General features: G+C 71.3%; 27 protein-coding genes. 16 read left to right on the top strand and 11 right to left on the bottom strand.

Annotated features, from left to right (window positions below; all coding sequences use genetic code 11):
- Positions 1–7: 7 nt before the first annotated feature.
- A complete protein-coding gene (locus QM638_RS10125) occupies positions 8–802 on the bottom strand; it encodes a GTP pyrophosphokinase (protein WP_415141845.1) in 795 nt (264 codons plus the stop codon).
- A 120-nt stretch (positions 803–922) separates the two neighbouring features.
- Here QM638_RS10125 and QM638_RS10120 point away from each other — a divergent pair, with 120 nt between their 5' ends.
- Positions 923–1621: a class E sortase gene (locus QM638_RS10120; protein ID WP_415141844.1), complete on the top strand. Its 699-nt coding sequence runs from the start codon at positions 923–925 to the stop codon at positions 1619–1621.
- 125 nt (positions 1622–1746) lie between these two features.
- The gene (locus tag QM638_RS10115; RefSeq protein ID WP_415141843.1) at positions 1747–3099 is read left to right on the top strand and encodes a hypothetical protein; all 1353 of its coding nucleotides are present in this window, start codon (positions 1747–1749) and stop codon (positions 3097–3099) included.
- 82 nt (positions 3100–3181) lie between these two features.
- Here the strand turns inward: QM638_RS10115 and QM638_RS10110 are convergent, their stop codons facing one another.
- Positions 3182–3760 carry a mismatch-specific DNA-glycosylase gene (locus QM638_RS10110; RefSeq protein WP_415141842.1) on the bottom strand — a complete coding sequence of 193 codons (579 nt, stop codon included), beginning with the start codon at positions 3758–3760 and terminating at the stop codon, positions 3182–3184.
- A gap of 52 nt (positions 3761–3812) precedes the next feature.
- On the opposite strand from QM638_RS10110, the gene QM638_RS10105 reads away from it, so the two are divergent.
- Genes QM638_RS10105 through QM638_RS10095 form a run of 3 tightly spaced genes read left to right on the top strand, consistent with a single transcriptional unit; the run spans position 3813 to position 6717 of the window.
- Positions 3813–4304 carry a hypothetical protein gene (locus QM638_RS10105; protein WP_415141841.1) on the top strand — a complete coding sequence of 164 codons (492 nt, stop codon included), beginning with the start codon at positions 3813–3815 and terminating at the stop codon, positions 4302–4304.
- 40 nt (positions 4305–4344) lie between these two features.
- Positions 4345–5589, top strand: coding sequence for a site-specific DNA-methyltransferase (locus tag QM638_RS10100; RefSeq protein WP_415141840.1), 1245 nt, complete (start codon positions 4345–4347; stop codon positions 5587–5589).
- Between the two features lie 36 nt (positions 5590–5625).
- Positions 5626–6717, top strand: coding sequence for an FUSC family protein (locus QM638_RS10095; protein WP_415141839.1), 1092 nt, complete (start codon positions 5626–5628; stop codon positions 6715–6717).
- 13 nt (positions 6718–6730) lie between these two features.
- On the opposite strand, the gene QM638_RS10090 is transcribed toward QM638_RS10095, so the two are convergent.
- On the bottom strand, positions 6731–7870 hold the full coding sequence (locus QM638_RS10090) for a glutamate--cysteine ligase (protein ID WP_415141838.1): 1140 nt from the start codon (positions 7868–7870) through the stop codon (positions 6731–6733).
- A gap of 25 nt (positions 7871–7895) precedes the next feature.
- Between QM638_RS10090 and QM638_RS10085 the strand changes: the two genes are divergently transcribed.
- Positions 7896–9266, top strand: coding sequence for a threonine/serine ThrE exporter family protein (locus QM638_RS10085; protein WP_415141837.1), 1371 nt, complete (start codon positions 7896–7898; stop codon positions 9264–9266).
- A gap of 18 nt (positions 9267–9284) precedes the next feature.
- Here the strand turns inward: QM638_RS10085 and QM638_RS10080 are convergent, their stop codons facing one another.
- A complete protein-coding gene (locus tag QM638_RS10080; RefSeq protein WP_415141836.1) occupies positions 9285–9827 on the bottom strand; it encodes a VOC family protein in 543 nt (180 codons plus the stop codon).
- Positions 9828–9907: 80 nt separating this feature from the next.
- Here QM638_RS10080 and QM638_RS10075 point away from each other — a divergent pair, with 80 nt between their 5' ends.
- Positions 9908–10729, top strand: coding sequence for a helix-turn-helix domain-containing protein (locus QM638_RS10075; RefSeq protein ID WP_415141835.1), 822 nt, complete (start codon positions 9908–9910; stop codon positions 10727–10729).
- On the opposite strand, the gene QM638_RS10070 is transcribed toward QM638_RS10075, so the two are convergent.
- The 3 genes from QM638_RS10070 to QM638_RS10060 all read right to left on the bottom strand — a co-directional run bounded on the left by QM638_RS10070 (position 10690) and on the right by QM638_RS10060 (position 13731).
- The gene (locus tag QM638_RS10070) at positions 10690–11226 is read right to left on the bottom strand and encodes a DUF402 domain-containing protein (protein ID WP_415141834.1); all 537 of its coding nucleotides are present in this window, start codon (positions 11224–11226) and stop codon (positions 10690–10692) included. The two genes, QM638_RS10075 and QM638_RS10070, sit on opposite strands and share 40 nt — an antisense overlap.
- Before the next feature lie 73 nt (positions 11227–11299).
- On the bottom strand, positions 11300–12136 hold the full coding sequence (locus QM638_RS10065; protein WP_415141833.1) for an SDR family NAD(P)-dependent oxidoreductase: 837 nt from the start codon (positions 12134–12136) through the stop codon (positions 11300–11302).
- Positions 12133–13731, bottom strand: a complete 1599-nt coding sequence (locus QM638_RS10060; RefSeq protein WP_415141832.1) for a flavin-containing monooxygenase — start codon at positions 13729–13731, stop codon at positions 12133–12135. The genes QM638_RS10065 and QM638_RS10060 overlap by 4 nt, the downstream gene beginning before the upstream one ends.
- A 181-nt stretch (positions 13732–13912) precedes the next feature.
- Here QM638_RS10060 and QM638_RS10055 point away from each other — a divergent pair, with 181 nt between their 5' ends.
- The gene (locus QM638_RS10055) at positions 13913–14500 is read left to right on the top strand and encodes a TetR/AcrR family transcriptional regulator (RefSeq protein ID WP_415141831.1); all 588 of its coding nucleotides are present in this window, start codon (positions 13913–13915) and stop codon (positions 14498–14500) included.
- A 34-nt stretch (positions 14501–14534) separates the two neighbouring features.
- On the opposite strand, the gene QM638_RS10050 is transcribed toward QM638_RS10055, so the two are convergent.
- The 3 genes from QM638_RS10050 to rocD all read right to left on the bottom strand — a co-directional run bounded on the left by QM638_RS10050 (position 14535) and on the right by rocD (position 18857).
- Entirely contained in the window at positions 14535–15977 is a 1443-nt protein-coding gene (locus QM638_RS10050) for an alpha/beta hydrolase-fold protein (RefSeq protein WP_415141830.1), read from the bottom strand.
- A gap of 66 nt (positions 15978–16043) precedes the next feature.
- Entirely contained in the window at positions 16044–17408 is a 1365-nt protein-coding gene (locus tag QM638_RS10045) for an alpha/beta hydrolase-fold protein (protein ID WP_415141829.1), read from the bottom strand.
- Positions 17409–17630: 222 nt separating this feature from the next.
- On the bottom strand, positions 17631–18857 hold the full coding sequence (rocD, locus tag QM638_RS10040) for an ornithine--oxo-acid transaminase (protein ID WP_415141828.1): 1227 nt from the start codon (positions 18855–18857) through the stop codon (positions 17631–17633).
- A 136-nt stretch (positions 18858–18993) separates the two neighbouring features.
- On the opposite strand from rocD, the gene QM638_RS10035 reads away from it, so the two are divergent.
- The 4 genes from QM638_RS10035 to glmM all read left to right on the top strand — a co-directional run bounded on the left by QM638_RS10035 (position 18994) and on the right by glmM (position 22206).
- Positions 18994–19533, top strand: coding sequence for a hypothetical protein (locus QM638_RS10035; protein WP_415141827.1), 540 nt, complete (start codon positions 18994–18996; stop codon positions 19531–19533).
- Positions 19534–19764: 231 nt separating this feature from the next.
- Positions 19765–20208 (top strand): 50S ribosomal protein L13, encoded by a 444-nt coding sequence (gene rplM, locus QM638_RS10030; protein ID WP_415141826.1) that lies wholly within the window; start codon positions 19765–19767, stop codon positions 20206–20208.
- 14 nt (positions 20209–20222) lie between these two features.
- Entirely contained in the window at positions 20223–20735 is a 513-nt protein-coding gene (gene rpsI, locus QM638_RS10025; protein WP_415141825.1) for a 30S ribosomal protein S9, read from the top strand.
- 121 nt (positions 20736–20856) lie between these two features.
- Positions 20857–22206, top strand: a complete 1350-nt coding sequence (gene glmM, locus QM638_RS10020; RefSeq protein WP_415141824.1) for a phosphoglucosamine mutase — start codon at positions 20857–20859, stop codon at positions 22204–22206.
- A 28-nt stretch (positions 22207–22234) separates the two neighbouring features.
- Here glmM and coaA read toward each other — a convergent pair whose 3' ends face one another.
- The gene (gene coaA / locus QM638_RS10015) at positions 22235–23203 is read right to left on the bottom strand and encodes a type I pantothenate kinase (RefSeq protein WP_415141823.1); all 969 of its coding nucleotides are present in this window, start codon (positions 23201–23203) and stop codon (positions 22235–22237) included.
- 5 nt (positions 23204–23208) lie between these two features.
- Here coaA and QM638_RS10010 point away from each other — a divergent pair, with 5 nt between their 5' ends.
- From QM638_RS10010 to QM638_RS09995, 4 genes are all read left to right on the top strand, one after another.
- The gene (locus QM638_RS10010; RefSeq protein ID WP_415141822.1) at positions 23209–23448 is read left to right on the top strand and encodes a hypothetical protein; all 240 of its coding nucleotides are present in this window, start codon (positions 23209–23211) and stop codon (positions 23446–23448) included.
- 106 nt (positions 23449–23554) lie between these two features.
- Positions 23555–25423: a glutamine--fructose-6-phosphate transaminase (isomerizing) gene (gene glmS / locus QM638_RS10005; RefSeq protein WP_415141821.1), complete on the top strand. Its 1869-nt coding sequence runs from the start codon at positions 23555–23557 to the stop codon at positions 25421–25423.
- Between the two features lie 10 nt (positions 25424–25433).
- Positions 25434–25790, top strand: a complete 357-nt coding sequence (locus QM638_RS10000; RefSeq protein ID WP_415141820.1) for a holo-ACP synthase — start codon at positions 25434–25436, stop codon at positions 25788–25790.
- Positions 25787–26780, top strand: a 994-nt coding sequence (locus QM638_RS09995; RefSeq protein ID WP_415141819.1) for an NAD(P)H-hydrate epimerase, incomplete at its 3' end; no start/stop codon positions are given. The genes QM638_RS10000 and QM638_RS09995, both read left to right, overlap by 4 nt.

Genomic DNA, 26780 nt, shown 5'->3' with positions numbered 1-26780 from the left:
CGCCGGCTCAGCGGCCGGGCGAGCTGAGCTTCTGAGTCTCGGACCGCAGCCGGGCCATCCGGGCGTCGAGATCGTGCGCGGTCGCGGCCGCGACCCGCAGCTCGTCCAGCAGGCCGGTGGGCACCTCGCCGTCGTACTTGTAGTAGATCTTGTGCTCCACGCTCGCCCAGAAGTCCATCGCGATGGTGCGGATCTGCAGCTCGACCTCGACGTGCTCGGTCCGGTCGGAGAGGTAGACCGGCACCTGCACGATCAGGTGGAGGCTGCGATACCCGTTCGGCTTGGGCCTGGCGATGTAGTCCTCGACCTCGATCACCGTCACATCGGACTGGCCGGTCAGCATGTCGGCGATCCAGTAGACGTCGGACTCGAAGGCACAGGTGAGGCGCACCCCGGCGATGTCGTGGATGTGGCGCTGGATCTCCGGGATCACCAGCGGCACCCCGATCCGTGCCGCCTTGCTGAAGATGCTCTCCGGGGACTTCAGCCGGGTGCGGACATGCTCGATGGGGTTGTGGTCATGGGTCTGCTCGAACTCCTCGCGCAGGATCGCGATCTTGGTGGTGATCTCGTCGATGGCGAACTTGTAGCGCAACCGGAAGCGGGTGAAGTCCCGCTGCAGCTCCCGTAGCCGTGCCGCCACCTGTTCGTCGTCGTGACTCACCTCGGGGCGATCGAACCGGTCCACCAGTTGCTGGAGCACCGTGGAGACCTCGGTCGAGTCGGGTGCCGCCTCGGTCGCCACCTCGAGTGTCGTCTCGGAGCCCCGGGTCTGGGCCGTCGTGGGCTGTTCGTCGATCACCTTGCACCTCCGCAGGTTGCTCCTCCTAGCCTGCCCTATGGCGCCAACCGGCGGGGCAGGAGGCTCATCCACGCCCGACCCGCCGGACCTGGGCGAGGGACCTTTGCCAAGATGAGCGCCATGGGGGAGAGACGTCGCGGCGCCGACGCGTCTTCGGCGCCGCGCCGGGGGGTGTTCTACGCCGGGATCGTGCTCGTGCTGGCCGGGCTCTGCCTGCTTGGCTACGTGGGCTGGCAGTTCTGGGGCACCAACTGGGTCAGCCATCGTCATCAGGCCGAGGCCCGCAAGGAACTGCACGCCGCCTGGCGCGGGGGCCACCGGGCGGCCACGACCGACTTCGGCACGACCCAGGCGCTCATCGAGATCCCGCGCTTCGGCGCGGACTACGAGGTCCCCGTCTTCACGGGCACCTCGGAGGAGGTGCTGGCCGCCGGCTTCGGGCACTTCACCGGCACCGCCGGGCCCGGACAGGTCGGGAACTACGCCCTCGCCGCCCACCGGGTCACCCATGGCGAGCCGCTGCGCCAGATGCCCGACCTGCGGGTGGGCGACGTCATCCGGGTCGTCACCCGGGACACCACCTACGTCTACACCCTCACCACCGGTGGCGACGACCTGGTGGTGCCGTTCACGGCAGGATGGGTGATCGACCCGCTCCCGCACAACCCCGACGGTGGCGTCGAGCCGGCGCAGCGGCAGGGGCAGCGGCTGATCACGCTCACCACGTGCTCGGAGCTGTTCCACACCGACAACCGAATGATCGCCTTCGGTGTCCTCACCGCAACGCATCCGAGGAGCACGGGTACCCGATCTCGGTGATGTTGCCGAGCTGTTCCGGGCGAACGGGTTCCCGACTAGGGTGATCGGGAGAGGATGGGCCCAGGACCGGCGGCGGGCGGCGAAGGCGGTTTGCAGTGCGACGAGGCACGGCTGTCAGGAGGGCAGTGGTCACGACCACGGCCGCGGTCGCCCTGTCCGTCGGCGCCGTCACCGTCGCCCAGGCCGACGACGGCGTCGTACACGGCACGCACTTCCCGCTCGGCAGCCGGGTGCAGCTCTCCTACGTCGGCTGTGCGAGCCTGTTCAGCCGCACCGGTGAGACGTTGCAGCCCACCGTCGCGCTCGGGCCGGCGACGCCGCCCGCGGGACAGCGCAGCCTCGGCTACGACCTCGCCGGGGGCAACGCCGTCGGGATGCTCGCCCACGTCGACGACGTCGCCACCACCTCCGACGTCGGGATGTCCGCCATCGCCGATGCCGGCACCTCCACTGGTGTCGCCTACGTCGGCTACGCCGTCCGCGGCCGCGACGCCCGGATGTGGATCGGACGTGCCCCGGTGACCGCCTCGGGAACGTGGTCCTCCGACGACGCCACCGACCTGCGCTACTCCTGGACGCTGGTCGACACGGCCAGGCGGCGTACCCTCTCCCGGGCCGGATCGGCGAGCATCGCCGCGTTCACCGCCCGCCACGGCGACGGTCCCGGGTTCTTCACCGTGGGCTTCGGCTGCGATGGCAAGCCGTTCCACATGGATGCGCTCCGTCTCGACGGCTCGACCACCGATCTCGAGGGCCTGGATCCGGTCGCCGGCATCGGCTCCGGCCGCCGTCAGATCGCCCAGGGCGACTCGGTCACGCTCACCGGCACCCTCCATGACAGCTACGGTGACCCGATCTGGCACGGCTGGATGGTGCTGGAGGCGCGGGTCGGCAACGGGACATGGCACGCCATCGACGGGGTCGACGCCTCCGGCGGATCGGGATCGGTCACCCTGAGTCCGCGGCGGACGGCACAGTACCGATTCCGGTTCGTCGCCCGTGACCTCGCCCCGGGCACCGCCAGCGCAGCCCTCACCATCACCGTCGCCGGCGAGACCAGTACGCCGAATCCGTCCGGCTCGACCAGCCCGACCGGGGCTCCCACCGGCACCCCCACCGGCACCCCCACCGGCCCGACGAGTACGCCGAGCGACGACGAGACCAGGCCTGACCAGACCGGGCCCGACCAGACCGGGCCCGACCAGACCGAGCCCGGCACACCGGTGGCCGAGCACACCTCCGCCGGCGCGAGCCCGAGCAAGGGCTCCGCCGACGCCTCGCCCTCCGGCGGCTCGTCGAGCACCTCGGCCGACTCCAGCACGGCCGACTCCAGCACGGCCGACTCCAGCACGGCCGACTCCAGCACGGTCGACTCCAGCACGGTCGACTCCAGCACGGTCGAGGGGACGGCCGATCCCTCGGCGGGCGCGGCCGGCGACGTCTCCTACCCGCAGGCCAGCATCCAGGTGACCTCCTGAATCCGGTCGGCCCGGTCGGGCCGACCGATAGACGGCCCGAGGCGCGCCAGCGGTCCGTTCGTGGGCGCGTCGGTCGATCGCGTCAGTCGATCACGCCGGCCGCCCGCGCGACCTCGCCGTACGCCTGCGCCAACGAGGCAACGGTCTCGTGTGCGTTCAGCCCACTGGGATTGGGCACCACCCACAGCTCGGCCGGCCCGAGCGGCTCGGGCTGGCGCCCCACGACGGCCTTCGGCGGGCGGAACGCGGTGCGGTAGGCGGTGATCCCGGCCACCGCCACCACCCGCGGTCGGCGCCGCGCGACGAGCTCGGTGAGCCTGGCGCCGCCCTCGCGAAGCTCCGCCGTGGTCAGCTCCGAGGCCCGTGCGGTGGCATGCCTGACCAGGTTGGTGATGCCGATGCCCAGCGAGCGGAACCGCTCCCGGTCCGTCCGGCTCATCCCGGCGGCGGCATCCACCGGTTCGGTGATGATGCCGGCTTGCAGCAGCGCCGGATAGAACCGGTTGACCGGATGGGCGAAGTGCGTCTGGGTGGCGGCGGTCCACAGCCCGGGGTTGATCCCGACGAAGAGCAGCCGCAGCTCCTGCTGTTCGTCCGGCAGCAGATCGGGGACGACGGCGCCGTAGAAGCCGTTGAGCTCGGCCTTGGTGAAGCGTGCCATGCCGGCATCCTGACAGGTGCAACGGATCGGCCCGCCGAGGAGTATCAAGGACATGTCGCGTCTGCTGTCCCTGATCGGTGCCGTGCTGGTGGTCGTGCTCACCGGCTGCGGCACCGACTCGACCTCCGCACCCGATGCCGATCCCATCACCTCCTCCGCGGGATCGACGAGTGACACCGCCGGCCTGGCGCTGCGCACCACGGCGCTGCGCGTCTTCAGCCCCAGCGCGGCGGTGAAGAGCCGGACGACCGCCCTGGTGATGACCAGCCCCGACCAGATCAACGGTTTCGTGCGCCAGTTCGGTCAAGCCGACCGGGCGAAGGTGCGGGCGGCCGTCGAGGGCCTGTCGCTGGCGGTCGGCAAGGAGAGCCTGGCCGCGCAGATCGTCTACACCGGTTGCACCCTCGCCGGCCCCGACGCGGTGACGGTGGAGGCGACCAAGGGCACGATCGTGCTGAGCGCCGAGGTCCACGAGGAGCACGAGGAGTGCTACGCGCCGGTGACCTCGCTCGGGCTCGCCGTGATCGCCGAGACACAGGGTTAGACGGCCCACCGGCCGATAGCCTGGCTCGCGGGAGGACGCCGTGGAGCCGTGGAACACCTTCGTCGAGGGCGACAACCTCGACGTGCTGCGCCGGCTCGCCCGCTCCGGCCGGCCGGAGCACCGGTTCGACCTGATCTACATCGACCCGCCGTACAACACCGGCAGCGCCTTCGCCTACCACGACGACCTGCGCGGGACGGACGGACTGCGAGCCGGGCGTCACCGGGCCTGGGCGGAGATGATGCGGCCGCGGTTCGAGGTCGCCCGCGCCGTACTGGCGCCCGCCGGCGCCATCTTCGTCTCGATCGACGACAACGAGGCGGCCCACCTGCGGCTGCTGATGGACGAGGTCTTCGGCGAGGCCAACCTGCTCGCCCAGGTGGTGGTCAACCTCAACCCGAAGGGCCGCCAGCTCGGCCGGGGATTCGCCACCTCGCATGAGTACCTGCTGGTCTACGCCCGCGATGCGCGCGCCTGCGTGCTGGAGGCGAGCTCGACCGAGGCCGTCGACCCGGCCGACTTCCCGCTGCGTACGCCGGACGGGCGGGCCTACCGCCGGCTGCCACTGCGCAACACCAACAAGAAGTTCAACCCGGTCACCGCGCCGACGATGCACTTCCCGGTCTGGGGCGACCCGGAGAGCGGTCGGGTGGGGGTGGAGCCGTTCGCCGGCGCCGTCGAGATCCACCCGGTCTTCGGCGACGGGCGACCCGCGGTGTGGCGGTGGAGCGCGGCGCTGATCGCCGAGCGCCCCGAGGACCTCGTCTGCCGGCCGGTCCGCGGCCGGCTGGGGGAGCGGATCGACGTCTTCCAGCGGGACTGGCTCCACCCTGGCCGACGCAAGAAGCTGACCACCATCTGGCTGGCCGAGGAGATCGGCTCCACCGACGCCGCGGTCGCCGAGCTCAAGGCCCTCCTCGGGCATGTCTTCGAGTCGCCCAAGCCCACCGCGTTGCTGCGCCGCATCCTGGGCACCATGCCCGACGACGTCCGGGTGTTGGACTTCTTCGCCGGCTCCGGCACGACCGGCCACGCGATCGTGCTGGCCAACCTCGCCGACGGCGGCACCAGGCGCGGCCTCAGCATCAACTCCGCCGAGCCCACCCGAGCCGGCTCGAACGCGGCCCGCGAGGGGTTCGCCACCGTCGCCGACATCACCCGGGCCCGATTGCAGGCGGTCGCCGACACCCTCGGCGGTGGGTACGGCGAGATGCCGCTGGACGAGGTGGGCCCGGATCCGTCCGGCACCACCGCCGCCCCGGCCGTCCGGCCCACCTCAGGCTGAGCGTCACCGCGCCGCCGGTCTGGCAGGATCGTGCCCATGGAGCTTCGGCGCGTGTCGCACCGCGCGCGCAGCGAGACGCGGGCGCGCCTGGGGCGATGGAGGTCCAAGCGCTGGCACGTCGCCCAGGCGTCGCTGGCCGCCGGCACCGCCTGGTTCATCGCCAACGACCTCCTCGGCCACACCGAGCCGCTGTTCGCGCCGATCGCCGCGGTGGTCAGTCTGGGGACGTCGTACGGCCAGCGCCTGCGGCGGGTCCTCGAGGTCACCTGCGGGGTCGCGATCGGCGTCCTCCTCGGCGACCTGCTGGTGCGGGCCATCGGCAACGGACCGGTGCAGCTGGCGCTGATCGTCGCGCTGGCGATGTCGGCGGCGCTGCTGTTCCAGTTCAGCCAGCTGTTCATCAACCAGGCGGCGGTGCAGTCCATCTTCGTCGCCACGGTGCTGCCCACCGGCGGCGCCGCCTTCACCCGCTGGACGGACGCGCTGATCGGTGGCGGTGTCGCGCTGGTCGCCGCCACGGCGGTCCCGGCGGCACCGCTGCGCCGGCCTCGGGAGCAGGCGGCGGTGGTGGTGACGAAGGTGTCCGCGCTGCTGCGCGCCGCCGCGCAGGTGATGCTGGAGGGGCAGGGCGACCACGGGTACGCGGTGCTCGCCGACGCCCGCGCCACCGACGCGCTGATCAGCGAGCTGCAGCTGGCGGCGGACGAGGGGATGGCGGTGGTCGCCAGCTCGCCCTTCCGGATCCGGCACAAGGAGGGAGTACGCCGGATGGCGGACCTGGTCGAGCCGCTCGACCGTGCCATGCGGACCACCCGGGTGCTGGTCCGCCAGGTGGCCGTCGCCGCCCATCACGGCCGCACCGTGCCGCCGTCGTACGCGTCGCTGGCGATGGATCTGGCCGACGCCACCGACGAGGTGGCCGACGAGTTGATGGCCGGCCGTCAGGCCGCCGCCGCACAGGCGTCGCTGCTGGCGGTCGGTGAGGTGTCCGGCCAGGTGGATCGCTCGACGGTGATCAACGCCGAGGTGATCCTGGTGCAGCTGCGTTCGCTGATCGTGGACATGCTGGTGATGACCGGGATGGACGAGGTCGAGGCGGTCGACTCGCTGGCCCCGGTCGCACACTGAGAGCGCGCCGGATTCAGCCACCCTCGTCCAGGCTCGTCCGCAGCTCGCGCACGACGGAGTCGACCACCGCCACCAGGTCGAAGCCGCTGGCCTTCGCGACCGCTCGCTGCCGCTGGTACGACGCCCCGCTGGCGACGATCCCGGCCACTGCCGCCAGCTCGGCCGCACAGCCGAGGCGGTCGGCGGTCGGGGACAGCCGGTCGAGCAGATCGGCCAGGTCCTCGGTGACCGGCCGCTCCCGGGAGGCGCCGTCCAGGATGACGATCGCCTCCAGGCCGTAGCGGGCCGACCGCCACTTGTTCTCCTGCACGTGCCAGGGCGGCAGGGTGACCAGCGGGTCGCCGGCCGCGACACGCTCGTCGAGATGGACCACCAGGGTGTGGATCAGCGCCACCAACGCGGCCAGCTCGCCCAGGGTGGAGACGCCGTCGCAGATCCTGGTCTCCAGGGTGCCCAGGTGCGGGGCGGGGCGGACGTCCCAGCGGACCTCGCTCAGCTCGTCGATCACCCCGGTGGTCAGCTGGTCCTCGGCGAAGGACTCGAACTGGGCCCAGGTCTCGAACTGGAACGGCAACCCGGCGGTGGGCAGCTGCTGGAACATCAGCGCTCGGTTGCTCGCATACCCGGTGTCGACGCCGGCCCAGATCGGGGAGGAGGCCGACAGCGACTGCAGATGCGGATAGTAGGTGAGCAGCCCGGAGAGCACCGGCATCACCCGATCGCGCTCGGGCAGACCGACGTGGACGTGGACACCCCAGATGAGCATCTGCCGCCCCCACCACTGGGTGCGGTTGATCAGCTCCTGGTAGCGGTGCCCGGGGGTCAGCTGCTGCCCGCTCCAGGAGGCGAACGGGTGCGTGCCCGCGCCGTAGAGGTCGATGCCGAGGTCGTCGCAGGCGGGCAGGACCGCGGCCAGCGTGGCCCGCAGGTCGGCGATCGCCTCGGGCACGGTGTGGCACACGCCGGTGACGATCTCGACGGTGTTGCGCAACAACTCCCGGTGGACCTTGCCGGGCTCGGCCATCCGGGCCTTCGCCCGGGCGAAGAGATGGTCCGCCTCGTTGACCAGGTCCCGAGTACGCCGGTCGACCAGCGCGAGCTCCCATTCGACGCCCAGGGTGGGCTCGGGGGAGGGGTGGAAGTCGATCCGCATGGGCTGAGCCTGGCACCATCGGCGAGTGGACGCACGCGAAGTCAACCTGAGTCTGGACTTCTGCCTTCGGGTCGGAGAGGTGCTGCTCTCCTCCGGTGCGGGCGCGGCCGACGTGACGGTGACGATGCGCTCGCTGGCCCGCCATCTCGGGATGCGCACCGTCGGCATCGACGTCACCTTCGTCAACCTGTCGATCCAGTACCAGGCCTCCGACGAGGAGCTGCCGGTGCTCTCGACCCGGCAGGTCACCGCTCGCACCATCGACTACGACCACCTCACCCAGGTGGACCACCTGGTCCGCGACGTGTTGCGCGACCGGACCGACCTGCGCCAGGCCCGGGCGGATCTGGCCCGGATCGTCTCCGGCGGCCACGGCCGGCGGCGGTGGGCGGTCACCCTCGGCCTGGCGCTGATGGCGGCCGCGGTGACCGTCCAGGTGGGCGGCGGCCCGCGTGGCGCCGCGCTGGCGCTGGTCACCGCGGCCATCATCGACCGGGTCCAGCTGACCCTGCACCGGCGTCGGCTGCCGTTCTTCTACCAGCAGGTGGCCGGAGCCGGGATCGCCACCCTGATGGCGCTCGGCGCGGCCGCCCTGCCGACCGACCTGGACGTGTCGACGTCGATCACCGCGAACATCGTGGTGCTGCTGGCCGGCATCGGGTTCATGGGTGCGTTGCAGGACGCGCTCACCGGCTTCCACATCACCGCCAGCGCCCGGCTGCTGGAGGCGCTGCTCGCCACCGCCGGCATCATCGCCGGGGTCAGCGGCGGGCTGGCGCTGGCCCACGCGGTCGGGGTGGACATCCCGACCATCGTGCCGGGCCAGACCAGCCTGCAGAGCGTGAGCCTGACCCTGCTCGGTGCGGCGGTCGGCGCCGGCGCGTTCGCCTACTCCTCCTATGCACCGCGCCGGATCCTGGCGCCGATCGCGTTGGTCGCCGCGGTGGCGACCGGGATCGTGGAGGCGATGCCCAGCGACATCGCCCGGCCGCTCGCGGTGGCGATCGCCTCGTTCTTGGTGGGCCTGGTGAGCTTCCCGATCTCCGGGCGGCTACGGGTGCCGCCGCTGGTCGTGGTGGTCTCGGCGGTGGTGCCGCTGCTGCCGGGTCTGTCGATCTACCGGGGCCTGAGCCTGCTCGCCGCCGAGAAGAGTGCCCAGGTCTCCTCGGGGCTGCTGGCGATGGTGACCGCGGCGTCGATCGCGGTCGCGCTCGCCTCCGGCGTCTTCCTGGGCGAGTACGTCGCCCAGCCGCTCGGTGGCCAGGTGCGGCGGTTGGAGGCCAGGCTGGCCGGTCCGCGGCTGGTGGGGCCGTTGCGGGACTTCACCCGCAGCGAGCGCCGGCACCGGCGCCGTACCCAGCGCGAGGCGGCGAGCGAGGAGGACGCCGGCTCCTAGCCGGGTGAGATCGCGAGGCTAGGACCCGGCGAACTGCCGGGCCCACTCCGCGACCCGGGCGGCACTCTCGGCCTCGGAGAGATCCTCGACCCTGGTGAGCAGCGACCAGCGCACGCCGTACGGGTCCCGGATGCTGGCGAACCGGTCGCCGGAGACGAACGTGGTCGGAGGCTCCCGCACCGTCGCGCCGGCCGCGACCGCCCGCTGGGTGAGCGCGTCGGCGTCGGGGCAGTAGAGCCCGAGCGAATAGCAGTCCTCCTCGCCATCCGGCGCCGGCACCAGGTGGTAGTCGGCGACGGGCTCGCCGAGCTGCAGGTGGCCGTTGCCGAAGTCCAGCTCGGCGTGCACGACGACGCCGCCGGCCTCGGTGGTGTCCACGACCCGGGCTCCGAAGACGTCGCGATAGAAGGCGAGCGCATCCGCGGCGTTCGCGATGGCGAGGAACGGGGTGAGGGCGGTCAGGCCATGCGGTACGCCGGCCGTGGTGTGCTCGCCGGTGACGCCGGTCGTGCGGGTCTCGTCGGGCGTCTGGCCCGGTGTCTGAGTGCTGTCGGTGGTCATGGTTCGACGCTAGGCCGCGGCGGCGCGTGCCGGCTTGGAGATTCGCGACAGCCCCGGCTGCGCCTCACTAGGCTTGGCTCATGGTCGATCCGACCCGCGGCGTGCTCTACCCGGCACGGCTGCCGCGGCTCACCCGCCTCCCGCCGCCTCCGGCGGCCGTGGAGCTCGTCGGCTGGTACTGGATCTCGGAGTGGGACATCGCCCCGGGACGCTCCTCGCGCCAGGAGCTGGTCACCTATCCGGTCTCCAACCTCGTGGTCGAGCAGGACCTGGTCGGGCTGGCGGGTCCGACCACCCGGATCTCGCATCGGGATCTGATCGGTCGCGGCTGGGCGGTCGGCGCGCTGCTGCGGCCCGCGGCGGTGGGCGCCCTGGTCGAGCGTCCCGCGCAGACCCGGGACTCCTATGTCGTGATGGAGCTTCCCGATCTGCTCGAGTCGGTCCGCGGTGCGATGGACGCCGGCGAGGCCGCGAGTCGCCACGCCGCCGCGGTCGCGGCGTTCTCGGACTGGCTGGTGGCGTTGGCGGGGGAGCTCGACGACCAGGCGCGGCTGGCCAACGCCATGTCCGAGCTGCTCATGGCGGACCCGGAGGTCAGGCGGGTGGAGGAGGCGGCGGCGCGGCTGGCGGTCTCGACCCGTACCCTGCAGCGACTCGCCCGGCGCTACGTCGGGATCTCACCGGCGGCGATGATCAGGCGTCGCCGGTTGCAGGAGGCGGCGGCCAGGTTGCGCGCCACCCCGGGAGCCGATCTCGCCGAGATCGCCGCCGACCTCGGCTACGCCGATCAGGCACATCTGGCCGCCGACTTCCGCACGGTGCTGGCGTTCACGCCGTCGCAGTATCGCCGGGACGCGGCGGCTCAGCCGCCGAGCTCCTCGAGCAGCGCGAACCAGGCCTGAGCCGTGGTCTCGTCGTACGGCGCCTCGCGGCCGTTGACCGCGGCGTAGACCCGGGCCGCCGACTCCTCGGCCATCGTGATGATCTCCGGCGGGTAGCCGTACTCGACCTGATGGGCCTCGAACTCGTCCTCGTCGAGGAGCTCGACGGCGCCGTCCCAGCGCCGCGCGACGTCCAGATCGAGGTCGACCGCGCGCAGCACGGTGTCCTCCCAGATCGCCGGGGTGCTCATGTCGACGTACACCTCCGCCCCGATCTCGTCGTTCGGCCGGTTGAAGGCGACCAGATGGGCGGCATCGTGATGCGGCACCAGGCTGACCGCCAGCCAGTCCGCCACGAATCGGCGTCCGGGTCGGGCGTATCGGGTCCCGACCGGGTGGCCGAGCCAGTCGCCGTGCTCGTCGGCGCCGAGGTACACACCGTCGAACGACCAGTGCGGCCGGCCGCCCCACTTCGTCATCTCGACGTGGATGCGGGTGCCGGACGGGAGCCGTGTCATACCCCCAGTCTGCCCCTCCCGCTGGCCCGAGAAGGCCGCCACTCGTGGCCCGGTTCGCCGGAGGAGGGCGGGCTCACCCGCGCTTCGGCGGGAGCAGTCGCCGGGCGCCGAGGGCGACCAGGTCCTGGTACCGGGAGCCGGCGTACTTGCCGAAGTTGTGCACCGCGTGCGCGTCGAGTCCGATCAGCACCCGGGCCTGGCGGCGCAGGATGCCGCGGATGATCACCTCGGCGGCCTTCTCCGGGGTCGTCCGGGCGAGCCTCTCGTCGAAGAGCTTGGCGGTGGCGGCCTGGTCCTCACGGTCGGAGACCCGCGCCGAGCGGGCGATGGCGGTCTTGATCCCGCCCGGATGCACGACGGTCACGCCGACCGGGTGCCTGGCGACGAGCATCTCCTCACGGATCGCCTCGGACATGCCGCGGACGCCGTACTTGGCGGCGTTGTACATGCTCTGCCCCGGCATCGAGATCAGCCCGAAGAGCGAGGAGATGTTGACCAGGTGGCCATCACCGGAGGCGATCAGGTGCGGCAGGAAGAACTTCGAGCCGTGCACCACGCCCCAGAAGTTGATCCCCATGATCCAGTCGATGTCGTCCCACCCCAGATCGATGAAGTCCCCGGCGAGCGCGACCCCGGCGTTGTTGATCGCGACGTTCACCCGGCCGAACCGGTCGGCGACCTCGGCGGCCCAGGCCTCGAACGCGGCCCGGTCGGCCACGTCGAGCGGCGCGGAGGTCAGCTCGCGGGCGCCGGCGCTCTCGGCGAGTGCGACGGTCTCGGCCAGGCCCGTCTGGTTGATGTCGCTCAGCGCCAGCCGGGCGCCGCGGCGGGCCAGGTCGACCGCCAGCGCGCGGCCGATGCCCGAGCCGGCACCGGTCAACGCGACCACCTTGTCATCGAGGGTCTTCATGCGTTCACTTCCTGCGTGGAGGGGACCGAGGTGCGCGCCGATGGCCCGGCGGCCGGCGTGCTCCTCGACGGACCGGTGACGACGTAGGCGTCGAGGTCGAAGTCGCGCAGCAGGCCCCGGAAGGTGTAGGTGGTCCGCGGCCACAGCGTGGTGTTGCGGCCATGCTCGTCGAGGTACCACGAGGAGCAGCCGCCGGAGAGCCACACGGTCGGCGCCAGGCGGCGCTGCAGGTCGTCGTTCCACTCCGCGAAGGCGGTCTCGCTCGGCTCGACGGTGGCGTAGTCATGGGCGCGCATGGTGCGGATCGCCTCGGTGAGGTAGCGCACCTGCGACTCGATGATGAAGACCATCGAGGAGTGTCCGAGTCCGGTGTTCGGGCCGACGACGAAGAAGAAGTTGGGGAACTCCGGCACGGTGGTGCCCTTGTAGGCCGCCGTGCCGGTCTCGGCGAACCGCTCGCTCATCAGCCGCGCCGGGCGCGAGGAGGTGGCGCGGCCGCGCACGCGATGGGAGATCGGCAGGTCGGTGGTGTAGAAACCGGTCGCCACGATGAGGACGTCGATCGGGCGTTCGGTGCCGTCGGCGGTGCGGATCGAGTCGGCGGTGATCCGCTCGATCCGATCGGTGACCACCTCGACGTTGTCGGCGGCGAGCGCGGGGTAGTAGGCGTTGGAGATCAGGATGCGCTTGCAGCCGATCTCGTAGTCCGGGGTGACCTGGGCGCGCAGGTCGGGGTCGTCGATGCCGGTGGCGATGTTGCGCCGGGCCGCGGCCTTGGCCGGTGCGGCAAGCCGGGGCTGCCAGGTGAAGGCGGGCACGTAGAGCTCGCGGCCCCAGTAGACCGCCGTACGGACGAGGCGCTGCAGCCCCGGCAGGTGCCGGAACGCGGCCTTCTCCAGGCGGGAGTAGTGGTGCTCGTTGCGGGGGATGACCCACGGCGCGGTGCGCTGGTAGACGTCGAGGTGGCCGCCGGTGGCGGCGAGGCGCTCCTGCAGCTCGGGCACGATCTGGATCGCGCTGGCGCCGGTGCCGATCACCGCCACCCGCTTGCCGTCCAGATCGGCGGTGTGGTCCCAGCGAGCGGAGTGGAAGATCTGGCCGGCGAAGTCGCCGATCCCGTCGATGTCGGGCAGCTTCGGTTCGCTCAACGCGCCGGCGGCGGCGATCACCGTCCGGGCGGCGTACGACGCGGTGCCGCCGGTCGCGGACCGGGTCTCGACGAGCCAGCGCTGCGCCGACTCGTCCCAGGTCGCGCCGGTGACCTCGGTGTCGAAGACGAACCTGTCGAGGGTCCCGGACCGATCGGCGACCTTGCGGATGTAGGCCTGGATCTCCGGCTGCGGGGAGTAGCTCATCGACCAGTCGGGGTTCGGCGCGAAGGAGAAGCTGTAGAGCTGGCTCGGCACGTCGCAGGCCGCGCCGGGGTAGGTGTTGTCCCGCCAGGTGCCGCCCACGTCGGCGCCCTTCTCGATGACGACGAAGTCGCGCTCGCCGTCCTCGTCGAGCTTGATCGCGGCGCACAGTCCGCCGAACCCCGCTCCGATGATCAGGTGGTCGACCACGTGGGGCGTGGTCGAGGTGCTCGCCCGGTTCATGTACTCCACGGTAGGCCTCTTATTGAATGAGTGTCAATAGAGTTGCCGGGATCGTCGGTGCAGGGCGAGAGAGTGCCCCCGACGGCTGCCACGTCCTCGGGTGGGCCACGAGGAAGGTGTCCGGACTGGGGGTGGCCGGCCACCCCTTGTCTGTTGAACGAGTGTCAATGACAATGCCGCCATGGCATCGGACCGACGGCGACTCACGCCCGAGGAGCGGCGGGAGCAGCTCCTCGATCTCGGCGTCCGGCTGCTCGCCGAACGGTCGCTGGAGGAGATCTCGATCGACGTGCTCGCGGCCGAGGCGGGGGTCTCGCGCGGGCTGCTCTACCACTACTTCGGCGACAAGTCGGCCTTTCGCGAGGCGGTCGTACGGCGGGCCGCCGCGGACCTGGTCGAGCAGACCGCACCCCCCTCGGTGGGGGACCCGGTGGAACGGCTGCGGCACTCGGTGACGGCCTATGTCGACTTCGTCGACGCCAATTGGGCCGGCTATCGCTCGCTGCTGCGCGGGGCGGCGAGCGATCCGGCGCTCAAGGCCGTCTACGACGAGGCGTTCGGCCAGCTCGGCGAGCGGGTCTTCTCGGCCGACACCGGGCTGATCCCGGACACGCCCGCCGCCAGGCTGGTGGTGCGCGGCTGGCAGGCGATGACCGAGCAGCTGGTGCTGGCCTGGAAGTCGGGCGAGTCCGAGGTGAGTCGTGGACAGTTGCTGGACCTGCTGGTCGATGCCCTGCCGGCGTTGGCGGTGACGCTGCCGGCGGAGTGAGCCCGGGGCTCCGTGGTCGACGCGGGGTTGCCGGTCAGGCGCCCCAGGAGTCGGGTGCGGAGGTGGCCGGCAGGAAGGCGACCCGGGTGAGGAAGTCGCGCAGCAGGAGCCGCCACACATACCACTCGTGGCCACCGTCGATGAACGCGGTGGTGACGTGAACTCCTGCCTCGGTCAGGTCCCGGGCCGCCCGGAACGGCCCGCGATGCAGGGCGGTGCCGTTGAGCACGAAGCCCGCGTTGATGGGGTCCTGCCATCCGCCACCGATCCAGACCGATGCCTGCTTCATCGCCGTGACCAGGTCGTCGGAGAAGGTGGTGTCCGGTGGAAGGCCGGCGCTCATCAGGCCGTAGTAGCCGAACTCGGCGGTGTTGTCGAGCAGCAGGTACGCCGTCCGCATGCCGCCGGCGGACAGGCCGGAGTACGCCCGGCCGGAGGCGTCCGCGACCACGTGGTAGTGCTCCTCCATCCACGGGATCACGCGCTCGATCAGGTCGGCCCGGTGCAGCGACTCCTGGCTGGAGGTGGCGTAGCCGGTGGCGTTCGGCATCACCACGAGCATCGGCTCGATCTCGGCGCGGCCGATCAGCTGGTCCATGATGTCGGCCAGCGCGCCCTGGGTGCTCCAGCCCATCTCGTCCTCGCCGCCGCCGTGGCTGAGGTAGAGGGTGGGGTACGGCGTGGCGCGGTGGGCGTCGTACCCCGGCGGGGTGTAGACGACCAGATAGTTCTGGTCGGCCGGCGTGACGTGGCCGGGCGAGTCGTAGGTGACGTAGCGCAGCTTCCCGCTGGCGCCGTCGGTGGCGCTCAGCCAGCTCGTCTCGCGCGGGTCGAAGTCGGCATCGCTGGGGACGTAGATCTGGCTGCGGTCCACGGCGCGGCCGTCCACGACGCCGTCGTGCACGTTCCACGCGGGGTTGCTCGGGTCCGGCACGAGGCCGGTGGTCGTGGTGTCGTCGGCGTCGGCGTCGATGAAGAACCCGTAGGTGTACACGCCGCCCGGGAGCGGGGTGGTGTAGCTCCACACGCCGTCGCGGCCCTTGCGCATGTCGACGACCGGCCAGTTCGGGCTGGTGGAGTTCGGGCTGGCGATCGGCACGTCGCCACGACGCCACTGACGCGGGCGCAGCCCCGGGGTCTCGACGGTGCCGTCGGGTCCGGAGAGTCGCTCGGGCAGGTCGCTGGGACGCTCGAAGTACCACTCTCCCTTGAGCTGGACGCGGGTGGCGTCGGGTGCGTGGTAACGGAAGGTGACCTCGTAGCCGGTGGGGCGGTGGTGGGTGTGGGTGATGAGCGGTGGGTAGCGGGTGCTCCGGTCGTGCGAGCGGGTGGCAGTCGTGGTGCGCTTGTGGGTGCGCTGGGTGGCGGCGTTGGCGGTGGTCAGCTCGGTGGTGGTCAGCTCGGTGGTGCCGAGCAGGGTGGCGGAGCCGACCGTGACGGCGAATGCGCGAGTGAGGTCGCGGCGTGACATGGGCATGGCAAGACCTTTCGAGGGGAGTCGGAAGCCTGGGAGGCCGGTGGGTGCGGTGACGAGACGAGCCGGTCAGCCCGCGAACGGTGGGAAGAAGGCGACCCGGGAGAGGAACTCCTTGGCGTTGAAACGCCACGAGTACCAGTTGTGGCCGCCGTTGACGAAGTTCGGCATCACCGGGATTCCGGCCGAGGTCAGCAGTGCTACCTCGGATGCGTGGTAGTAGTGGCTCGGATCCTGTAGGCCGCCACCGACGAGGATGTTCGCTTCACGGAGCGCGCCGACCTGATCGCTCGAGAGCGTGGTCGGAAGCGTGTAGGGGCCCTTGATGCCCGGACTGAAGACTCCGAAGCTGCCGAACTCGTCGGTGTGTCCGAAGAGAAGGGCGTTCGCGACGGAGGCACCATAACCGAGCCCTGCCACCGCGCGCCTCGATGCCGCCGTCGAGACGTGATAGCGGGACTCGACGTACGGCATCAACGCCGTGAGAAGGTTCTCGGCGACCGGCGCCGAGTCGGTTGAATCGGGGAAGCCTTGGACGTTCGGCGTCACGACAACCATCGGCTGGATCGCACCGGAGTTGATCAGGTTGTCGAGGATGTTGGGCAGCGCCCCTTGACTTCCCCACGCGACCTCGTTGTCGGGTGCCAGCATGTAGACGGTTGGGTAGGGCGTGGCCCGGTGACGGTTGTAGTTCGGCGGGGTGTACACCCCGGCGTAGTTCGACCCCGCTGGCGTGAGCGAGGTGGGGGCGTCGTACGTCACCTCGACGAGCGAACCTGGCCGGTCGGACGGGGCCTGCCATGACAGATCCTCGGTGCGGAAGGCGTCATCGCTCGGGACGTAGACCTGGCTGACGGGCTCGACGCTGCCGATGCCGCTCTCCGCGTTCCACGGCGGGTTGGACGGGTCGTAGACCTCCACTCCGCCATCGTCGGGACCGAGGTCCACGAAGAAGCCGTAGCTGAAGGTGCCTGACGGCAGCGGGGTGGTGTAGCTCCACACGCCGTCGCGGCCCTTGCGCATGTCGACGACCGGCCAGTTGGCGACGTTCGAGTTCGGGTAGGGCAGCGGGATGTCTCCGGGCCGCCAGTGAGCGGGCGTCGTTCCGGGTGTGGCGACGACCGAGTCCTGGGTGCCGGCGAGGGAAGAGAGCTCGTAGGGATTGCCGAAGTACCACTCGCCCTTGAGCTGGACGCGGGTGGCGTCGGGTGCGTGGTAGCGGAAGGTGACCTCGTAGCCGGTGGGGCGGTGGTGGGTGTGGGTGATGAGCGGTGGGTAGCGGGTGCTCCGGTCGTGCGAGCGGGTGGCAGTCGTGGTGCGCTTGTGGGTGCGCTGGGCGGCGCTGGCGGTGGTCAGCTCGGTGGTGCCGAGCAGGGTGGCGGAGCCGACCGTGACGGTGAGCGCGCGAGTGAGGTCGCGGCGTGACATGGGCATGGCGAAGCTACCTCTCGGTGGTGGGGCGGGCGCGAGCGCCCGGGACAGCGTCGAGTGAGGGTGGCTCGGCGGAGCGTCGCTATTGCGTTCAGAGTGCGAATGATGGCGTGACGGTCATCACCGTATCGGCGCGGATCCGACCGGTCAATCGTGTCCGAACTACGAACGAATCGAGCGGCTTCAGATGCTGCTCTAGGCGAGTTGTGTTTATCTCGTAAAGATTCAGGGTCGTCCGGTCACCGCGGCGACCTGGTCGAGACCCCAGTTCAGGTCGTCGGCCGAGACGACCAGCGGCGGGGCCAACCGGATGGTGGAGCCGTGGGTGTCCTTGGCCAGGACGCCGCGGGCCATCAGGGCCTCACAGATCTCACGGCCGGTGCCGATCGAGGGATCGATGTCGACGCCGGCCCACAGGCCACGACTGCGGAAGGCGGTGACGCCGCGGCCCACCAGCGCGGAGAGACGCTCGGCGAGGACGGCGCCGAGCGCCGCCGCCCGGTCCTGGAACTCCCCCGTCGCGAGCAGGTCGAGGACGGCGATGCCGACCGCGCAGGCCAGCGGGTTGCCGCCGAAGGTGGAACCGTGCTGACCGGGGGAGAGGACACCCAGCACGTCCGTGTCGGCCACCACCGCCGAGACCGGCACGATGCCGCCGCCGAGCGCCTTGCCCAGGAGGTAGAGGTCCGGGACCACGTCCTCGTGGTCGCAGGCGAAGGTGCGTCCGGTCCGGCCGAGGCCGGACTGGATCTCGTCACAGGCCAACAACACCCGGGCCTGCGTGCAGAGCTCCCGCAGGCCGGCCAGGTAGCCGGCCGGCGGGATGATCACGCCGCTCTCGCCCTGGATCGGCTCGACCAGCACCGCCACCGTGTGCGGCGTGATCGCTGCGGCGACGGCCGCCAGGTCGCCGTACGGCACCATCGTGAAGCCGGGCGTCGCCGGGCCGAAGCCGTCGCGCGCGTCCGGATCGTCGGAGAAGCCGACGATGGTGGTGGTGCGGCCATGGAAGTTGCCGGCCATCACGATGATCTCGGCCCGCTCGGCCGCCACTCCCTTGGTCTCGTAGCCCCACTTGCGGGCCACCTTGATCGCGGTCTCCACCGCCTCGGCGCCGCTGTTCATCGGCAGCACCATCTCCTTGCCGCACAGCGCGGCCAGCTTCGCGGTGAACTCGGCGAACCGGTCGTGTACGAACGCGCGACTGGTGAGCGTGACCCGATCGAGCTGGGCGTGCGCGGCGGCCAGCAGCGCCGGGTGGCCGTGACCGAAGTTGAGCGCGCTGTAGCCGGCCAGCATGTCCAGGTAGCGCCGCCCGTCCACGTCGGTCATCCACGCGCCATCGGCGGCGGTGACCACCACCTCCAACGGATGGTAGTTGTGCGCCGTGTGGGCCTCGGCGGCCTCGAACCGCTCGGGTGTCGTGCGTGCGACCTCGCGGAGCGTCGTCATGGTTCCTCCGGGCTGATCTAGTCTGATTGTCCGACAATCTCAGCATAGGTCTCCACCGGTGCGGGGGCCAGACTTCTCGGCCTGCCGCCAGCCGTGGCACAGCGTCAACACAGCGTCGCGGTCGAACCTTTCGGGCATGAGTGATCAGTCCACCGCTACGAGTGATCAGTCCACCGTCGAGACTCCGGCCGGTCCCGCCGGCCCGCCGCCGGCCCAGGCAGCCCAGGCGGCTCAGGCAGCCCAGGCGCCGTACGCGCCGGTGTTCGAGCAGCCGGAAGGTACGCCGGGCTTCGGCACGCCCCCGCCGCCGAAGCCGCGGCTGCGCGACCGTCTCTTCGTCTTCCGTCATGTGCTCGCGGTGGGTCTGGCCGGGCTCATCGTCGGCGCGGCGGCCGGCGCCGGCGTGATGGCGATCGTGAACTCCGGCAGCGGCAGCTCCGGCCAGAGCGGCTTCCCGGGCGGTGGCCAGGGACAGTTCGGCGGCAATCAGGGCCAGATGGGTGGCACCCAGGGGCAGATGGGCGGCACCCAGGGCTTCCCCGGAAGCAGCTCGGGTAGCTCGGGCACCGACGGCAGTTCCGGCACCGACGGGAGCTCCGGTACGACGGACGACGGCTCGGGCACCACCTCCGACCTGAGCGGGCTGACCGCCGGCACCACGGGCACCAACACCTAGGAATCGCCTCACCTCAGCGGCGTTTTGACCCTCGCACCTGCCGGGACCTAACCTTGGCAGGTCGTGGCTCCTGCCGCGTCCCGACTCGCACGGTCGGGGCGCAGATCCGGATGCTCACCCTTGCCCGAGTGGTGTGGGTCGAGGCAAGCCGGGCCGTGTTCGTCAGAAGCCACGTGAGCATGACCCGGGCGACGACCGTCGTCCCGGGACGAACGAACGAAGAAGGCACACGTGCGTACTTACGCTCCCAAGCCGGGCGACATCGAGCGCGCCTGGCACGTGATCGACGCGACCGACGTCCGCCTGGGCCGGCTCGCCGTCCAGGTGGCCAACCTGCTGCGCGGCAAGCACAAGGCGATCTACGCCCCGAACGCTGACACCGGAGACTTCGTCATCGTCGTCAACGCCGAGAAGGTCTCCCTCTCCGGCGACAAGGCGACCACGAAGCTCGCCTACCGTCACTCCGGCTACCCGGGCGGTCTGACGGCCACCCCGATCGGCGAGATCCTGGAGAAGGACGCTCGCAAGGCGATCGAGAAGGCGGTGTGGGGCATGCTGCCGAAGAACAAGCTCGGCCGGCAGATGCTGAAGAAGCTGAAGGTCTACTCCGGCCCGACGCACCCGCACCAGGCCCAGAAGGCCGTCCCGTTCGATATCAAGCAGATCGCCCAGTGAGCCAGGACCAGAACATGACTGAGAACGCCGTTTCCGCCTCCGCCGGCGAGGCCGAGGAGACCTACACCACCGACGAGCAGGGTCTCGCCTACACCTCGGAGTCCCACCCGGTCGCCGACCCGGCCCGCCCCGCCACCATCGCCCCCGCGGCGGCCACCGGTCGCCGCAAGGAGGCGGTCGCCCGCGTCCGCATCGTGCCCGGCTCGGGCTCGTGGACCATCAACGGTCGCAGCCTGGACAGCTACTTCCCGAACAAGCTGCACCAGCAGATCGTGAACGAGCCGTTCGCGGCGCTGCAGCTCGAGGGCCGGTTCGACGTGATCGCGCGCATCCACGGCGGTGGCATCGCCGGCCAGGCCGGCGCCCTGCGCCTCGGTGTGGCCCGTGCGCTGAACGACGTCGACATCGACGCGAACCGCCCGACGCTGAAGAAGGCCGGCCTGCTCACCCGCGACGCGCGGGTGGTCGAGCGGAAGAAGGCGGGGCTCAAGAAGGCTCGGAAGGCTTCGCAGTTCTCGAAGCGCTGATTTCGGCGCCTGGCTGCGTTGTCGGCCCTCGATGGCCCGCTCCGCTCAAAGGCCGCCTTCGGCCCTCCGCGTTGCCAGGCATCCGAACTCAACACTTCGCGAACCACGAAAGGTTCCATTCGTGACGCGACTCTTCGGCACCGATGGGGTCCGGGGCCTGGCGAACGGTGAGGTCCTCACCGCTTCGCTGGCTCTGGACCTCGCTGTCTCGGCGGCCCAGGTACTCACCGAGAAGGGCGAGTTCGCCGGTCCCCGGCCCCTGGCCGTGGTGGGCCGAGATCCGCGGATCTCGGGACAGTTCCTCCAGGCGGCCGTCACCTCCGGGCTCGCCTCCGCCGGGTGCGACGTACTCGACCTCGGCATCCTGCCGACTCCCGGCGTCGCCCACCTGGTCGGCAAGTTCGGTGCCGACCTCGGCGTGGTGATCTCGGCGTCGCACAACCCGATGCCGGACAACGGCATCAAGTTCCTCCAGCGCGGCGGGCTCAAGCTCGACGACGCGCTCGAGGACGCGATCGAGGCCCACCTCGGCCACCATCCCAACCTGCCCGTCGGCGCCGACGTCGGACGGATCCGGGTGCACGGCACGGCCGTGGAGGAGTACGCCGGCTATCTGGTCGACACCCTCGACCGGCGGCTGGACGGGCTCAAGGTGGTTGTCGACTGCGCCAACGGCGCCGCGAGCCTGAGCGGTCCGCTCACTCTCGAACGGGCGGGGGCCACGGTCGTCGCGATCCACGACGACCCCGACGGGCTCAGCATCAACGACGGTGTCGGGTCGACCCATCCGGAGGCGCTGCAACGCGCGGTGGTGGCCAACGGCGCCGACGCCGGCTTCGCCTGGGACGGTGACGCCGACCGGTGCGTCGCCGTCGACGCCGAGGGCCGCCTGGTCGACGGCGACCAGCTGATCGCGCTGCTGGCACTCGGGCTCGCCGAGACGAACCGGCTCGCCGGCGGCACCGTGGTGGTGACCGTGATGAGCAACCTCGGCTTCGTCAAGGCGATGGAGGCCGCCGGCATCGCGGTGGCGCGGACCGCGGTCGGCGACCGCTACGTCCTGGAGGAGATGCGGGCGCACGGCTACTCGATCGGTGGCGAGCAGTCCGGGCACATCATCCTCAGCGAGCACGCCACCACCGGCGACGGCACCCTGACCGCGTTGCAGGTCCTCGCCCGGATGGCCGCCACCGGGAGGTCGCTCGCCGATCTCGCCGCGGTGGTCACCCGGCTCCCGCAGGTGCTGCTCAACGTGCCCGGGGTCGACCGGACACGCTGTCTGAGCGACGAGGGGGTCCGGGCGGCGGTCGCCGCCGAGGAGGCGGCGCTGGCCGGCAACGGCCGGGTGCTGCTGCGGCCCTCGGGCACCGAGCCGCTGGTCCGGGTGATGGTCGAGGCGCCCAGTCACGTGCAGGCCGAGCAGGTCGCCGGCCGATTGGCGGGCGTGGTGCGGGATCGCCTGGCGCTCTGACCCGGACTCGCGTCCGGGCGCGGGATGGCTAGAGCTTGCGGAGCCGGACGTAGCGGACCGAGTGGTCGCGGTCCTTGCGCAGCACCAGGGTCGCGCGCGACCGGGTCGGCAGCACGTTCGTGGTCAGGTTGGGGCCGTTGATCTCGTCCCAGATCGCTGAGGCGCGCTCGATCGCCTCCTCGTGGCTGAGCGCGGCGTACTTGGCGAAGTACGAGGACGGGTCGCGGAAGGCGGTCTCGCGCAGGCGCAGGAAGCGCTCGACGTACCACTGCTTGATGTGCGCGGTGCCGGCGTCGACATAGATGCTGAAGTCGAAGAAGTCCGAGAGCCCGAGACCGGTGGTGCCGTCTGCGCGGACCCGGGCCGGCTGAAGGACGTTGAGGCCCTCGATGATCACGATGTCGGGATGCTTCAGCACCGTCCGCTCGCCGCGCACGACGTCGTAGACCAGGTGCGAGTACGCCGGCGCCTCGACCTCGTCGCGGCCGGACTTGATGTCGACCACGAACTTCAGCAGCGCCCGCCGGTCGTAGGACTCCGGGAAGCCCTTGCGCGCCATCAGCCCGCGTCGCTCCAGCTCGGCGTTGGGGTAGAGGAAGCCGTCGGTGGTGACCAGCTCGACGTGCGGATGCTCCGGCCAGTGCGCCAGCATCTCCTGCAGCACCCGCGCGGTGGTGGACTTGCCGACCGCCACCGAGCCCGCCACCCCGATCACGAACGGGGTGCGCGCCGGCATCGGCCGATGCAGGAACGTCTCCTGCTCGCGATGGAGGGAGCCCGCCGACTCGACGTACAGGCTGACCAGCCGGCTCAGCGGCAGGTAGACCTCCTCGACCTCGTTGAGGTCGATCCGGTCGCCGAGACCACGCAGCTTCTCGATCTCGCCGGCGGTCAGCGGGTTGACCGTCTCGTGCGCGAGCTTCGCCCACGCCTCGCGGTCGAGCTCGAGGTACGGCGAGGACTCGCGCTCGTCACCGGCCGGGCCGTGGGAGGACATGGCACGTGATTGTTCCGTACGCCGTCCGGGCCGGGCTCCTCGGGCTCGCCGGGGGTCTCGATACGCTCGCTGACGCTCGCTACTCGACCGACGATGAGAGCGGCGCCCGCTACTCGACCGACGATGAGAGCGGCGCCCGCTACTCGACCGACGGTGAGAGCGGCGCCCGCTACTCGACCGACGGCACCGTCGCTGGTCGAGTAGCCCTCGCGAGGGACGAGCGAGGGCGTATCGAGACCGTGTGACTCCGGCCGGCGGTCGCTGGGCTGCCTGGAGCCTCGACCAATGGTGGCCGGCCGTGCGGGTGTCTCGCGCGGTGCACGATCGGATGACCCGCCTAGGATGGCCGCCATGTGCGGAATCGTCGGATACGTCGGCCCCCGATCGGCGACGGAGGTGCTCATCGACGGCCTCCGCCGGCTCGAGTATCGCGGCTACGACTCGGCCGGGATCGCGCTCGTCGATCGGTCCGCTGACGCCTCGTGCGAGGAGCCCCGGCTGGCGATCCGGAAGCGGGCCGGCAAGCTCGGCAGCCTGGAGAAGCTGATCGCCGACGACCCGCTGCCGGCCTCCTCGGCCGGCATCGGGCACACCCGTTGGGCCACTCACGGCGGTCCCACCGATCTCAACGCACACCCGCACGCGGGGCCGCACGGCCGGGTCGCGCTGATCCACAACGGCATCATCGAGAACTTCGCCGAGCTGCGCGCCGAGCTGGAGAACGACGGCCACGAGCTGCTCTCCGAGACCGACACCGAGGTGGCCGCACATCTGCTCGAGCTCGAGGTCGAGGCCGGCGCCACGCTCACCGAGGCGATGCAGCGGGTCTGTCGCCGGCTGGACGGTGCGTTCACCTTCGTGGCCGTCGACGCCGAGGACGCCGACCGGGTCGTCGCCGCGCGACGCAACAGCCCGCTGGTGGTCGGCCTGGGCGAGGGCGAGAGCTTCCTCGCCTCCGATGTCGCCGCCTTCATCGAGCACACTCGCGACGCCCTCGAGCTCGGGCAGGACCAGGTCGTCACACTGAGCCCGGGCGGCGTCACGGTCACCGACTTCGACGCCCGGCCGAGCACCCCCACTCCGTTCCACGTCGACTGGGACCTCTCGGCGGCGGAGAAGGACGGGCACGACTGGTTCATGCGCAAGGAGATCTTCGAGCAGCCGCGCGCGGTGGCCGACTCGCTTCTCGGCCGTCGCGGCGCCGGCGGTGCGCTACAGCTCGACGAGATGCGGCTGGCGGACCAGGAGCTGCGCGAGGTCGACAAGATCATCATCATCGCGGCCGGCACGTCGTTCTACGCCGGCATGGTCGCCAAGTACGCCATCGAGCACTGGTGCCGGGTGCCGGTCGAGGTCGAGCTGGCCAGCGAGTTCCGCTACCGCGACCCGATCATCGACCACTCCACCCTGGTGGTGGCGATCTCCCAGTCCGGCGAGACCGCCGACACCCTCCAGGCGATCCGACACGCCAAGGACCAGCGCGCCAAGGTGCTGGCGATCTGCAACACCAACGGCTCCACCATCCCGCGCGAGTCCGACGCGGTGATCTACACCCACGCCGGTCCGGAGATCGGGGTGGCCTCGACCAAGGGGTTCTTGACCCAGCTGGTGGCCTGCTACCTGTTGGCCCTCTACCTGGCCCAGGTGAAGGCCATCCTGTACGGCGAGGAGATCGACCAGGTGCTCTGCCAGCTCGAGGAGATGCCGACGGCCATCACCGAGGTGCTGGGCCGTGCCGAGGAGGTCTACCGCCTCGCCGAGACGTACGCCGAGAGCCGCTCGGTTCTCTTCCTCGGCCGGCACGCCGGCTACCCGGTCGCGCTGGAAGGCGCGCTGAAGCTCAAGGAGCTGGCCTACCTGCACGCCGAGGGGTTCGCGGCCGGCGAACTCAAGCACGGCCCGATCGCGCTGGTCGAGGACGGGCTGCCGATCTTCTGCGTGGTGCCGCCCGCCGGCCGGGACTTCCTGCACGACAAGATGCGCTCGGGGATCCAGGAGGTCCGCGCCCGCGGCGCGCGCACGATCTGCCTGGTGGAGGAGGGCGACTCCTCGATCGAGCCGTTCGCCGACACCGTCATCAGGCTGCCGAAGGTCCCCGCGCTGCTGCAGCCGCTGGTCGCGGTGGTGCCGCTGCAGCTGTTCGCCTGCCAACTCGCGACGGTGCTGGGCCTGGACGTGGACCAGCCGCGCAACCTGGCCAAGTCGGTCACCGTCGAGTAGCCGGACTCCGATGGCGATCATCGGCGTCGGCATCGACGTCTGCGACATCGAACGCTTCGGCGAGACGCTGCGGCGTACGCCCGGGCTGCGCGCCCGGCTCTTCACCCCGGCCGAGGCCGGCCGCCCGCTGGCCTCGCTGGCGGCCCGGTTCGCCGCCAAGGAGGCGCTGGCCAAGGCGCTCGGCGCCCCGGTGGGACTGGCCTGGCAGGATGCCGAGGTGATCTCCGAGGAGTCCGGCCGGCCACGCTTCGCGCTGCGCGCGACGGTGCGGGCGGAGGCCGAGGCTCAGGGGGTCGCGGTGGTGCATCTGTCGCTGTCGCACGACGCCGGGATCGCCTCGGCGATGGTCGTGTTGGAGGGATCGTGATCCGGGCACAGCCGGTCGAGCGGGTCCGGGCCGCCGAGGCCACCGCGATGGCCCGACTGCCCCGGGGTGCGCTGATGGAGCGGGCGGCCGCCGGTCTGGCGTACGCGGTCATCGACCTTCTCGGCGGCGCCTACGGGCGCCGGGTGCTGCTCTTGGTCGGCAGCGGTGACAACGGCGGTGACACGCTGTACGCCGGCGCGCGGCTGGCTCGGCGCGGGGCACGGGTGGAGGCCTGGCTGCTCTCCGACCGGGTGCACGACGGCGGTGTGACCGCGCTGCGGGCGGCGGGCGGCCGGGTCGGTGGTCTCGACCCGGCTCGCCCACCGCGGGCGGCGTACGACGTGGTGCTGGACGGGATCGTCGGGATCGGCGGTCGTTCCGGGCTGCGTCCCGACGCGCAGGCGGCGCTGGCCGCGGTGGCCGAGATCCCGGTGGTCGCGGTGGACGTGCCCAGCGGAGTGGACGTCGACGGCGGCGGGACGTCCGGGCCGCACGTGGTCGCCGACCTGACCGTCACGTTCGGCTGTCACAAGCCGTGTCACCTGCTCGACCCGGCCGCGGCCGCCTGCGGTGTGGTGCAGCTCGTCGACATCGGCCTGCCGGGCGTCGGCCCGGCGGCGGGCGGCGTCGAGGCGCTGCAGGCCGCCGATGTCGCGCGGTTGTTGCCGAGGCCGGTGCCGACCGCCCATAAGTACACCCGCGGCGTGGTCGGGCTGCGCACCGGAAGCAGCCGGTACCCGGGTGCCGCACTGCTCTCGGTCGCGGGCGCGAACAGCGGTCTGGCCGGGATGGTCCGCTATGTCGGCACGGCCGCCGAGACCGTCGTCCGCGCCCATCCGGAGGTGGTCGGCGACGGCCGTGCCCAGGCGTGGGTGGTCGGCTCCGGCGGTGGCGAGCAGGTCGGCCGGGAGCTCGCCGCCGCGCTCGCGACCGGCGTGCCGGTCGTCATCGACGCCGACGCGCTGGGCCGGCTGTCGGCCTCGCCGCCGC

It is taken from the genome of Nocardioides sp., assembly GCF_047606145.1.
Taxonomy (GTDB): Bacteria; Actinomycetota; Actinomycetes; order Propionibacteriales; family Nocardioidaceae; genus Nocardioides.
This window is presented reverse-complemented; position numbering and strand designations above follow the sequence as displayed.

Excerpts from the sequence above, each read along its gene's own strand:
- QM638_RS10120 (WP_415141844.1), top strand. The coding sequence starts at position 923 with ATGGGGGAGAGACGTCGCGGCGCCGACGCGTCTTCGGCGCCGCGCCGG.
- QM638_RS10110 (WP_415141842.1), bottom strand. The coding sequence starts at position 3,760 with ATGGCACGCTTCACCAAGGCCGAGCTCAACGGCTTCTACGGCGCCGTC.
- QM638_RS10105 (WP_415141841.1), top strand. The coding sequence starts at position 3,813 with ATGTCGCGTCTGCTGTCCCTGATCGGTGCCGTGCTGGTGGTCGTGCTC.
- QM638_RS10095 (WP_415141839.1), top strand. The coding sequence starts at position 5,626 with ATGGAGCTTCGGCGCGTGTCGCACCGCGCGCGCAGCGAGACGCGGGCG.
- QM638_RS10090 (WP_415141838.1), bottom strand. The coding sequence starts at position 7,870 with ATGCGGATCGACTTCCACCCCTCCCCCGAGCCCACCCTGGGCGTCGAA.
- QM638_RS10080 (WP_415141836.1), bottom strand. The coding sequence starts at position 9,827 with ATGACCACCGACAGCACTCAGACACCGGGCCAGACGCCCGACGAGACC.
- QM638_RS10075 (WP_415141835.1), top strand. The coding sequence starts at position 9,908 with ATGGTCGATCCGACCCGCGGCGTGCTCTACCCGGCACGGCTGCCGCGG.
- QM638_RS10070 (WP_415141834.1), bottom strand. The coding sequence starts at position 11,226 with ATGACACGGCTCCCGTCCGGCACCCGCATCCACGTCGAGATGACGAAG.
- QM638_RS10065 (WP_415141833.1), bottom strand. The coding sequence starts at position 12,136 with ATGAAGACCCTCGATGACAAGGTGGTCGCGTTGACCGGTGCCGGCTCG.
- QM638_RS10060 (WP_415141832.1), bottom strand. The coding sequence starts at position 13,731 with ATGAACCGGGCGAGCACCTCGACCACGCCCCACGTGGTCGACCACCTG.
- QM638_RS10055 (WP_415141831.1), top strand. The coding sequence starts at position 13,913 with ATGGCATCGGACCGACGGCGACTCACGCCCGAGGAGCGGCGGGAGCAG.
- QM638_RS10050 (WP_415141830.1), bottom strand. The coding sequence starts at position 15,977 with ATGCCCATGTCACGCCGCGACCTCACTCGCGCATTCGCCGTCACGGTC.
- QM638_RS10045 (WP_415141829.1), bottom strand. The coding sequence starts at position 17,408 with ATGCCCATGTCACGCCGCGACCTCACTCGCGCGCTCACCGTCACGGTC.
- rocD (WP_415141828.1), bottom strand. The coding sequence starts at position 18,857 with ATGACGACGCTCCGCGAGGTCGCACGCACGACACCCGAGCGGTTCGAG.
- QM638_RS10035 (WP_415141827.1), top strand. The coding sequence starts at position 18,994 with ATGAGTGATCAGTCCACCGCTACGAGTGATCAGTCCACCGTCGAGACT.
- rpsI (WP_415141825.1), top strand. The coding sequence starts at position 20,223 with ATGACTGAGAACGCCGTTTCCGCCTCCGCCGGCGAGGCCGAGGAGACC.
- coaA (WP_415141823.1), bottom strand. The coding sequence starts at position 23,203 with ATGTCCTCCCACGGCCCGGCCGGTGACGAGCGCGAGTCCTCGCCGTAC.
- glmS (WP_415141821.1), top strand. The coding sequence starts at position 23,555 with ATGTGCGGAATCGTCGGATACGTCGGCCCCCGATCGGCGACGGAGGTG.
- QM638_RS10000 (WP_415141820.1), top strand. The coding sequence starts at position 25,434 with ATGGCGATCATCGGCGTCGGCATCGACGTCTGCGACATCGAACGCTTC.